The sequence below is a fragment of the Caloramator sp. Dgby_cultured_2 genome, from assembly GCF_028872215.1.
Classification (GTDB): domain Bacteria; phylum Bacillota; class Clostridia; order Clostridiales; family Caloramatoraceae; genus Caloramator; species Caloramator australicus.
On sequence record NZ_CP118396.1, the window covers coordinates 2,455,001 to 2,457,500 of the forward strand.

Sequence of the window (2,500 nt, forward strand, 5' to 3'; positions counted from 1 at the left end):
AAGTAGGTGAGAATCCTACTCGCCGAAAGCCTAAGGTTTCCTGGGGAAGGTTCGTCCGCCCAGGGTTAGTCGGGACCTAAGCCGAGGCCGAAAGGCGTAGGTGATGGACAATCGGTTGATATTCCGATACCACCTGTAGCCGTTTGAGAGAAGGGGTGACGCAGGAGGATAGGCTGAGCGCACGGATGGAGATGTGCGTCCAAGGCGTAAGGCATGCTCTATAGGCAAATCCGTAGAGCTAAGCTGAGCGCTTAAGGGGAGCCGCAAGGCGAAGCAGCTGATTTCACACTGCCGAGAAAAGCCTCTATCGAGGAAGCAGGTGCCCGTACCGCAAACCGACACAGGTAGGCGAGGAGAGAATCCTAAGGCGAGCGAGAGAACCCTCGTTAAGGAACTCGGCAAATTGACCCCGTAACTTCGGGAGAAGGGGTGCCTGCGAGAGCAGGCCGCAGAGAATAGGCCCAGGCGACTGTTTAGCAAAAACACAGGTCTCTGCTAAGTCGAAAGACGAAGTATAGGGGCTGACGCCTGCCCGGTGCTGGAAGGTTAAGGGGAAGGGTGAGAGCTCTGAACCGAAGCCCCAGTAAACGGCGGCCGTAACTATAACGGTCCTAAGGTAGCGAAATTCCTTGTCGGGTAAGTTCCGACCCGCACGAATGGCGTAACGACCTGGGCGCTGTCTCAACGAGGGGCTCGGCGAAATTGTAGTGCAAGTGAAGATGCTTGCTACCCGCGATTGGACGGAAAGACCCCGTAGAGCTTTACTGTAGCTTAGCATTGGGTTTTGGTATTGTCTGTACAGGATAGGTGGGAGGCTAAGAAGTAGGGTCGCAAGGTTCTACGGAGCCGACGTTGGGATACCACCCTGATGATACTGAAGCCCTAACCGGAGGCTTTGAAGCAAGTCACGGGACATTGCTAGGTGGGCAGTTTGACTGGGGCGGTCGCCTCCTAAAAGGTAACGGAGGCGCCCAAAGGTTCCCTCAGCGCGGTTGGAAATCGCGCGGAGAGTGCAAAGGCAGAAGGGAGCTTGACTGAGAGAGAGACATCTCGAACAGGGACGAAAGTCGGGCTTAGTGATCCGGTGGTTCTGAGTGGAAGGGCCATCGCTCAACGGATAAAAGCTACCTCGGGGATAACAGGCTGATCTCCCCAAGAGTCCACATCGACGGGGAGGTTTGGCACCTCGATGTCGGCTCGTCGCATCCTGGGGCTGAAGTAGGTCCCAAGGGTTGGGCTGTTCGCCCATTAAAGCGGCACGCGAGCTGGGTTCAGAACGTCGTGAGACAGTTCGGTCCCTATCCGTCGCGGGCGTAGGAAATTTGAGGGGAGCTGTCCTTAGTACGAGAGGACCGGGATGGACGAACCTCTGGTGCACCAGTTGTCATGCCAATGGCACAGCTGGGTAGCCAAGTTCGGAAGGGATAAGCGCTGAAGGCATCTAAGCGCGAAGCCCACCCCAAGATGAGATTTCCCACGCGGAAGCGGTAAGACCCCTGGAAGACTACCAGGTAGATAGGCCAGAGGTGTAAGCGTCGTAAGGCGTTTAGCTGACTGGTACTAATAGGTCGAGGGCTTGATCTTATTGTGCAGTTTAATCCGGTGGTGATAGAGGTAGGGAAACACCCGTTCCCATTCCGAACACGAAGGTTAAGCCTACCTACGCCGATGGTATTAGGCTGGAGACGGCCTGGGAGAGTAGGTGACTGCCGGGTAAATTTAAAGCCTCAACCGAAATGGTTGAGGCTTTTTATGTGCGCCCGGCACTCTGGCACTTAAGTTTAAGATTTATTGTATAAAAAATTATTTTGGTTAAAGCTATTTTTGAGGTGAGTTTATGAAACTTATATCAGGAGAACTTTTTGGAGTAAAGATGGAATTCCTTTTAAATATGAATATTTAGATAGGAACGTAAAATCAGATGTAGTTATAATTGGTGGAGGGGTTAGTGGTGCCCTATGTGCCTATTATCTGTCATCATCTGGTCACGATGTTTTGCTTATTGAAGGAAATATAATAGGCTATTTCAGCACTAGGGCGTCTACATCTATACTTCAATATGAAGTAGACACTAATTTGATAGGTCTTAGTAATGTCCTTGGTGAAGAAAATGCTGTAAAGGTATTTAAAATGTGTAGCAATGCAGTTTATGAAATAGGGCAAATAATCAAGGAACTTGATAATGACTGTGAATTTAACTTTAGAAAGAGTCTTTTGTATACTGATAAAAATAAAGACATAAAGCTACTTACTAAAGAATATGAACTCAGAAAAAATAATGGATTTAAGGTTGAACTTGTTGATAAACAACGGGCTAAAGATATGTTCTCCTTTCCAATGGAATTAGGCATATTGTCAGATGAAGGCTCTGGTGAGATAAATCCTTACCTATTTACACATTATCTTATTAGAAAGGCTTTTAATCGCGGTATAAAGGTTTATGAAAATACTTATATTAGTAAAATAGAATTTAAAGGCAATGAGGTTATTCTAACAACAT

Annotated in this window: 1 protein-coding gene and 2 rRNA genes (2 of these 3 cut by a window edge); all 3 read left to right on the plus strand. The window is 48.3% G+C overall.

Annotation, left to right across the window (positions count from 1 at the left end; translation table 11 throughout):
• Positions 1-1,584, plus strand: a 23S ribosomal RNA gene (locus PWK10_RS17175) (it extends 1,290 nt beyond the left edge of the window).
• Positions 1,585-1,598: 14 nt separating this feature from the next.
• Positions 1,599-1,715, plus strand: a 5S ribosomal RNA gene (gene rrf / locus PWK10_RS17180).
• Between the two features lie 217 nt (positions 1,716-1,932).
• Positions 1,933-2,500, plus strand: the 5' portion of a protein-coding gene (locus PWK10_RS17185) for an NAD(P)/FAD-dependent oxidoreductase (protein ID WP_446715399.1). Its footprint extends 35 nt past the window's final position; 568 of the gene's 603 nt are visible here — the first part of the coding sequence; its start codon is at positions 1,933-1,935; its stop codon lies off the right edge, out of view.